Origin of the sequence: Flavobacterium sp. MFBS3-15 (genome assembly GCF_026107645.2) — a bacterium.
Lineage (GTDB): Bacteria > Bacteroidota > Bacteroidia > Flavobacteriales > Flavobacteriaceae > Flavobacterium.
Genome location: NZ_JAPCHV010000008.1, coordinates 179,975 through 187,729 on the forward strand (window position 1 = coordinate 179,975; position 7,755 = coordinate 187,729).

The 7,755-nt window shown below is 42.6% G+C and carries 8 protein-coding genes; 3 read left to right on the forward strand and 5 right to left on the reverse strand.

From position 1 onward, the window contains the following. Positions 1–229 precede the first annotated feature (229 nt). The 5 genes from OGH69_RS09120 to OGH69_RS09140 form a co-directional block, all read right to left on the reverse strand. On the reverse strand, positions 230–1,054 hold the full coding sequence (locus tag OGH69_RS09120; protein ID WP_265174149.1) for a hypothetical protein: 825 nt from the start codon (positions 1,052–1,054) through the stop codon (positions 230–232). Then, complete coding sequence (locus tag OGH69_RS09125) at positions 1,051–1,623, reverse strand: hypothetical protein (RefSeq protein WP_265174150.1); 573 nt, start codon at positions 1,621–1,623, stop codon at positions 1,051–1,053. The genes OGH69_RS09120 and OGH69_RS09125 overlap by 4 nt, the downstream gene beginning before the upstream one ends. A gap of 431 nt (positions 1,624–2,054) precedes the next feature. After that, a complete protein-coding gene (gene meaB / locus OGH69_RS09130) occupies positions 2,055–3,143 on the reverse strand; it encodes a methylmalonyl Co-A mutase-associated GTPase MeaB (protein ID WP_265174151.1) in 1,089 nt (362 codons plus the stop codon). A 178-nt stretch (positions 3,144–3,321) separates the two neighbouring features. Further along, positions 3,322–3,966: an NAD(P)-dependent oxidoreductase gene (locus OGH69_RS09135; RefSeq protein WP_265174152.1), complete on the reverse strand. Its 645-nt coding sequence runs from the start codon at positions 3,964–3,966 to the stop codon at positions 3,322–3,324. Positions 3,967–4,067: 101 nt separating this feature from the next. Further along, complete coding sequence (locus OGH69_RS09140; RefSeq protein ID WP_265174153.1) at positions 4,068–4,481, reverse strand: RrF2 family transcriptional regulator; 414 nt, start codon at positions 4,479–4,481, stop codon at positions 4,068–4,070. A gap of 122 nt (positions 4,482–4,603) precedes the next feature. Here OGH69_RS09140 and OGH69_RS09145 point away from each other — a divergent pair, with 122 nt between their 5' ends. The 3 genes from OGH69_RS09145 (at position 4,604) to OGH69_RS09155 (ending at position 7,636) form a co-directional block, all read left to right on the forward strand. After that, positions 4,604–5,518 carry an AEC family transporter gene (locus OGH69_RS09145; RefSeq protein ID WP_265174154.1) on the forward strand — a complete coding sequence of 305 codons (915 nt, stop codon included), beginning with the start codon at positions 4,604–4,606 and terminating at the stop codon, positions 5,516–5,518. 1 nt (position 5,519) lies between these two features. Continuing rightward, positions 5,520–6,743, forward strand: a complete 1,224-nt coding sequence (locus OGH69_RS09150; protein ID WP_265174155.1) for an MFS transporter — start codon at positions 5,520–5,522, stop codon at positions 6,741–6,743. Positions 6,744–6,856: 113 nt separating this feature from the next. After that, positions 6,857–7,636: a toxin-antitoxin system YwqK family antitoxin gene (locus tag OGH69_RS09155; RefSeq protein ID WP_265174156.1), complete on the forward strand. Its 780-nt coding sequence runs from the start codon at positions 6,857–6,859 to the stop codon at positions 7,634–7,636. The last annotated feature ends 119 nt before the right edge of the window (positions 7,637–7,755 follow it).

Here is a 7,755-nt window from a genome sequence, read left to right on the forward strand (position 1 = left end):
TGCGGAGCTATAGATATCTTGCTTTCAATATTTCTATAAACATATCGCCCCGCTGGGGTTGACACTGATGAGTCCCGGAGGGACGGTATATTTATAGCATAAATGTTAGCAAGCCCTCATGAGCTCCGGAGGAGCGGCATATAAACATTACAAGTTTTGGTATAGAAATCGCCAAGTACAATTTTAAATTATAATTGATTAAGACATCTATATACTTGGATGTACCAAATTAATTTTGTTCCAGCAGAACCGCTAATTTTTCTCTTTGGTTCCATTCTACGATTTTAGAACCGGTATGATTTTCCAAATGCAGAAGGAAATGTGCAATCTTATTCGGCACATATCCAACGGCATCAGTATCGACGAGAGTTATTTTATCGTGTATGAAGTCTTTATACATGGTTTCTTCAGCCATCTCATAAAGTGTATTTGCTTTAAATATGCTACTTGAAAAATAAGACCAAGAACTCCCCGTCACATAATTTAGCAAGGTTAAGTCGTTATTCGTCTTATAGTAAATTGCGTTGAATTTAATCTCTCGTCTATTTGGATCAAGAGGCTTGTTAAATCTAATTTGGTCTGCATTAACAAATGACTTGAGATATTCATTAGCTTTTGAAACAAAAAGGGCCTTAGTTTCTTTTTCAATTTTACTTTCAAAATCAATTTCAGATACACTTACAATATTTTGAATAAATATCGCCAAATCAAATATTTTTGATGGGATATCAATTGCATTCGAGATTTTCAAATAAAAATAAGTAATACCATCCTTGGAACTAGTCTCCTTAATATTAAATGAGCTTTGATAATGATAGAATACTTTTAGGAAGCATGCATCATCACCAGGGATCACATCATAAATCCCTGATTTTATCCATCCACCGTCTGATATTATATAGTTATCGTCTTGCTTTGTTAGGAATACGGAAATAAATCGATTATTAGTAGTTGCATAAGGTGTAATTATCTCTAAAGATTTCCCTCTTTCCTTGGTCTGCCAAATACCATGAAATGATTTTTTAACGTCGTCAAATATATCGATTAGGCTCATGGAAAGGTTATGTTTTCATTTGGATCTTCACTGGAAATGTTTAGACCTAAGGTATTTGTCATTAATTGAACTTCTGAAAAATCATCGTCTCGTAACCTCATATTTGATTCATGGAAAAAATGCTTGAGACAGAGATTTATATCTGTTAATGCTTTTCTCTCATTTTCATCTAAAAGGCTATCCGTCTGATATGCTATTTCAATCCCACTTTCATGATATTTATGAAAATGCGGTGTTGGTACTTTTTGGTCTTCAAATGGGATACCTTCGACTTTGTTTCTATGAGTATCTCCATCACTATCGAATCGAAAGAAATGCTGTGGGCAGAATTTTTCATATCGTAGCTTAAACTGGAAGAAATTGTAATTTTTTAGTTTGACATTAATCGTAAAAGTAAGATCGTCTGTAGTGATTGGATGTGAAATTTTCTCTATTGTCTCTAAAGTATTCGCATTATTCCCAACAGAATTTACTTCAATAATTTCAGAAAAAATTGATTTACGTTCGTCAACCAATTTAGTGTAGAAATCATAATTTTCCGCTATTACAGCAACTTTTTTAGAACCCATACCAAGTATTTTGAAACATATCAAATATAAGTAAAAAGCTATATAAAAGTAGTGATGCAGAATTTTACGTGGATAAAACTTTTTCAACCTGAACATTCACAACTAATACACATTGTTCGATTCGTCCAAAATACAAGTTATGGTCGAAGCTCCGATATTTAAAAATGTAAGAAAAAAGATAAAATATTGTTCAAAAGCTCACCCACGTCGCCAAAATTTATTAAATTTAATAAATCAAAAATGGCAAAACATCCTAATATTTAATTAGATACGACCTCTGTTTTCAAGTCAATAATTCAAATGCTGGATTCTTTGCCTGAGGGAAATGCTTGTAGATAACATCTGGAAAAGCTACCTTGGAACGGAGAACCGATTTGCCCAAAATGCGGTATATGTGCCGCAGGAGTGAAGCTCAATCTGAAATCTGAAATCTAAAATCTAAAATACCTTTCAAGCAAATCCTTTGCCGCCGCAAAAGGCGACATCCTGTTCTCCTGTACCGCTTTCCTGTTTTCTTCTAATAAGGTGGCGATATTGGGGTCATTATAAAACCTTCCCAGTAGTTGCTCATTGACGGTTTCGGTGAGCCAATAGCTGTTCTGCTCGCTTCGGCGGATGCCAAAAAAGCCACTCTCCTTTGCCATGTCAAAATACCCGCTGATGGTTTCCCATACTTCGGCTATACCCTCATGGGTTATGGCGCTGCAGGTGGTTACGGTGGGCTGCCATCCCGAAGCTTTAGCCGGGAACAGGTGCAGTGCCCGGTTGAATTCCGTTTTTGCCAGCCGGGCCCTTTTTATGTTGTCGCCATCGGCTTTGTTGATCACGATGAGGTCGGCCATTTCCATGATGCCCCGCTTGATGCCCTGCAGCTCGTCGCCCGCTCCCGCTATTTGCAGGAGGAGGAAAAAATCGACCATGCTGTGTACAGCGGTTTCGCTCTGGCCTACGCCAACGGTCTCGATGATGATGGTGTCGAACCCGCAGGCCTCGCACAGGATAATGGCTTCGCGGGTCTTTCTGGCCACGCCGCCCAGTGTATCACCGGAGGCAGAAGGGCGTATGTAGGCATTCTCGTCTTTTACCAGTTCTTCCATTCGGGTCTTGTCGCCCAATATGCTCCCGTGGGATACCGAGCTGCTCGGGTCGACGGCCAGTACGGCCACCTTGCGTCCCAGCGAGGTGAGGTGCTTACCGAAGGCCTCGATGAACGTGCTCTTCCCAACGCCCGGTACCCCCGTTATCCCTATCCGCACCGACTTATCCGCATGGGGCAGGCATTGCGCTATAACGGCATTGGCTTTCTCAAGATGGGCGGGGTTGGTGCTTTCCACCAGGGTGATGGCCTGGCTTAGAATGCTTTTGTTTCCCTTTAATACGCCTTGCACTATTTCAGGAACAGTAAGTTGTTTCTTACGTAAATTGGTTATGTTCGCAATGTTGCCATAGCTGATGCTCTGCGGCGGGTCGATGCCGTCAATTTCATGGAGGGCGGTTTTATGGGTTTTGGGTTTGTCCACAGCAAAAGTTTAGGAGAAGTAAAAATAAGGTTTTTTGGCAGGCCATCCACAAATTTTAATTTTGTACAACCGGTATAAACAAAAACCCACGCAAAAATCATACGTGGGTACTTCATTTATCCTCTCGGGTATCCTCAAAAATCATCATGCAGGTACCTCTAAATCCTGCCAATTGGCCTTAATATCCCGCTGTAAATCGCTCTTTGTGATGTTTTGGGGTCTCGGTTTCATCGGCAATGGCAACGGCGAGGTCCTCCACCGAAAGTAGGCTCCTGCCATCCTCGTTAAACACCGGATTGTCAAGTGCAGTGCGGTAATTGCCTGTCCTGCCTGTTGTTATGCCCTGGTGCATCTCAATCGCAGGGCTAAAGAAGACCCAGTCCAGTTCTGTTTCATTTTTGATGGTATTGAGGTAGTGGCGGGCGGCATTGGCACCGGCGTAGTACTCTTTCGGGAACTCCGGTGTGTCTATAAGTTGCATTCCGTCAGCGATATACAGGCTGCCTGCGCCTCCAATGTAAATGTAGCGTTTAATTCCAGACTCCTTCACCGCCTTCTGTATGGCTTCCGATCCTGCTATTGACTCCTCATAGATGTTCGGGTTCGTCCAGCCCGGGTTGTAAGCGCTGATCACGGCATCGTGGCCTTTGAGCACACCGGCAAGGGCCTCGGTATCAAATACATCGCTTGCCGACCAGGTTACACCGGCTTTAGCTTCTTGCGGGTTGCGTGCAATGGCGGTCACTTCGTGGCCCCTGGTGGTAAATTCGTTTACAAGTGCGGCGCCTACAAATCCGGTAGCACCAATAATGGCTATTTTCATGATGTTTATAATTTTTTCAAATGTAATAAAAAATATTACAGTTTTTGATAAAGTGAGAAAATAACTATGGGTTTATTTTTATATGATTGAATTGTAGGGTTTTAAAACGCTTCTGTAAACTCCTTCAGAGATATGCCTTTCAGCTTTTTCCGGATGTCGGCATTAATGTCTTTATACAGGGCATCCAGATTTTGGTTGATGTTGCGGCCCACAGGGCAGGCGGGGTTGGGGTCGTTTTTGGAGAAGCCGAGGTTCACTTCCTCAAAAGTCATTTTAAAGATGTCCTCAAGGGTAATGCCTGCGGACTGCCCGGCAAGGCGTGTACCGCCATACTTGCCCTCGCGGCACTCTACAATGTTGTGTTTTTTGAGGTTGGCGATCTCTTTGCGTACCAGCACAGGGTTAATATTCATGCTGCCCGCAATAAATTCAGAGGAAAGGTATTCTTCCGGGAATTTATACAGGAGCGTAAGGATATGCAGCGTTATGGCAAATTTGCCTGAGATCATTGGCATTCAAAATAATGGACGAAAGTATAAAAGTTTTTGGAACAGCCAATAAAATATCACGATTTTATTACATCTATTTGATTCGTACCATGTAAATTTGCGCAGGATTTAGTTCCCATGCTTTGTAAATGGACAGTATCATCCTGATTTTTTTATGCCTCATAGCCGGAGCGGTACTTCGGAGGCTAAAAATTTTACCATCTAATTCCCATGCCATCCTCAACCAGTTCGTCATCAATATATCGATGCCCGGCCTTGCGTTGTATTACCTCCCGAAAATTGTGCTTGGCACGCAGCTGCTGCTTCCGCTTGGTGTTGCATGGATAGGCTTTGTGTTGTCATGGCTTTTTTTTGCCGGCCTTGGCAAATGGCAGGGCTGGCCCAAAAGGCTGATTGGCTGCTTGGTATTGACTGCCGGCCTTGGCAATACTGCCTTTGTGGGATTTCCGGTCATCGAGGCACTTTTTGGCAAACAGGGACTGGAAACCGCCATTGTAGTGGACCAGCCGGGTACGTTTGTCGTGGTCTCTACCCTCGGCATCCTGGTGGCAGCGGCGTATTCAAAAAGGGAGGCCGGGACTTCGGGGCTGTTGCGCAAGATCGTTTTGTTTCCCCCCTTCATTGCCTTTGTCATTGGGCTTTGCATGAACCTTGCAGGATTTGATTTCCATGAAGCACTGCAGGCGGTTTTCCAACGGCTGGGCAATACGGTAACACCTGTAGCGCTCACAGCAGTGGGCATGCAATTGCATATACAGCGCAAGAGCCGCCACTGGGGATTTGTTTCCTTGGGGCTTGCTTTCAAGCTGCTGCTCATGCCGCTGTTTTTCTTTGTGCTGTACAGGCTCGCACTTGGCAGCAGAGGAATTGTTGCCGATGTAAGCATTATGGAATCCGCCATGGCACCCATGATCACAGCGGCTATACTCGCCTCAATTTACGGACTAAAACCAAAACTGGCAGGCATGATGATAGGGGTAGGTATCCCTGTGTCGTTCATTACAATGGCTTTTTGGTATTGGCTACTAATTATTTTTAACTGACATGATAAAAGAAAGTGATTCGGTTATCCTTGATGATAATCACCAGCAAATTGTACAGAAAACAGTATATTCCATCCTGTTTTCCATTGCCTTTGCCCACCTGCTCAATGACCTGCTGCAGGCAGTTATACCTGCTGCTTACCCCATTCTTAAAGAGAAATACAACCTGAGCTTTGCCCAGGTGGGGCTCATTACCTTTTCCTACCAGATGGCAGCCTCTATCCTGCAGCCCTTTGTAGGCTTTTATACTGACAAAAAGCCGAAGCCGTACTCCAAGGTATTTGCAATGGTCTTCACATTTTCGGGCATTGTATTATTGTCGTACGCCAATTCGTTTGCGCTCATCCTGCTTTCGGTGGTGCTGGTGGGCATCGGTTCATCCATTTTCCACCCCGAGGCATCGCGTGTTTCTTACCTCGCATCGGGCGGGAAGCGGGGACTGGCGCAGTCCATCTTCCAGATAGGGGGTAACTCGGGTACGGCCATCAGCCCGCTGCTCATCGCGTGGATCGTGGTCCCTAACGGCCAGCGCTATATCATCTGGTTTGCCCTGTTTGCCCTGCTTGCTATGACGGTGCTATACCGCATAGGACGTTGGTATCAGGCGCACCTTGAACTGCATGGCAAGAAAAAGGTAAACCTTGCCGACCTTCCCAACCTTACACCAAGACAGGTAACAATTTCAGTGATCATCCTTTTAGTGCTTATATTCTCAAAGTATTTCTACTTTGCGGGGCTAACCAGCTATTTTACGTTCTTCCTTATCGAAAAATTCAACCTTTCGGTACAGGATGCGCAGTTCCACCTGTTCCTGTTCCTCCTTTCGGTGGCGGCCGGTACACTGCTTGGCGGCCCTTTGGGTGATAGGTTCGGGCGTAAGTACGTAATATGGTTTTCGGTCCTGGGCGCCGCGCCGTTCACGCTCATGATGCCGTATGCCAACCTGTTCTGGACGGGCGTGCTGTCGGTTATCATCGGTACCATTATCTCGTCGGCATTTCCGGCGATATTGGTGTACGCACAGGAATTATTGCCCAAGAGGCTGGGCATGATTTCGGGGCTGTTTTATGGCTTTGCGTTCGGCATGGGCGGACTCGGTTCGGCCGTGCTGGGCTATGTAGCCGACCAGACCAGTATTACCTATGTGTACCATATATGCGCCTATCTGCCGCTGATTGGGATCATTGCGTGGTTTTTACCCAATTTGAAGAAGGGGAAGAAGTAGTTTATTTGTTATTTTAGCGGAAGTGCTCCACAAAGTCGGGAAACTTGCGGAGCGAGTGAAAACTAACAATACTACAACTATAAGAAAGAATTGTTATTAACAATAGGCATAAGGTGAAAAGCAAAAAGCAAATTATTATTCTATCGATTTTATTTATGATATTACTTATGGTGATTATTTATCGCTATTTTAAAGACGAAACAGTTTATATGTTGAAAGAATACAATCAACAAGGACGTTTATTGGGTACGAATGAATACGTAATTCGTAATGGCGATACGATAATGCATGGAAAATTTGTAAATTACAATGATAAAGGTATAAAAATATCAGAAGGTCAATTTTTTGAAGATGAGCCTCACGGTGAATGTATTTACTATACTGAAGATGGGAAAAAAGAGGTTGTTCAATATAGAAAAAACAGCACAATAACACTTGAAAGCACGTTTTATAATCCTAAAGGGTATATTGAGGAATATGTTGTATATGATGACATAGGACATTCTTCATTTATTATCAAATACGATGAAAAAGGAGTAATAAGATATGATGGCTATCCTCAAATAGAAGTTTATCAATACAAGTTTGCAAACAAAGCGAAATTCAATATTAAAAAAGAACAGAATTTAAAAGTCGGAGATACATTGAAGTATAGTTATATTGTTGCTAACATACCTAATACAATACGAAGTTTTCAAATCGAAAATTTGAAAGTTCCTGGCTCTGAAGTTGTGCGAATTTTGAAAAATGTTCCTCCTGCTCAAATCGATGTAAAAGAAGTTTTGATGAAAAAAGGAAAAAATACCATAAGAAGTATTGTTAAATATGAATTCAAAGATAAAATCACACCTGTTTTTACTGATACAATTTCGTTCGATATTAATGTAAATTAGCCGCTCCGCATTCTATGATATAAAACAATTAAAATCAGTAAAAAATTATCCTGCGAATTTATATGTATTTATAAAGGGTGACTGTCTATTGATTACAGAGAATACTCTGCTAACTATCT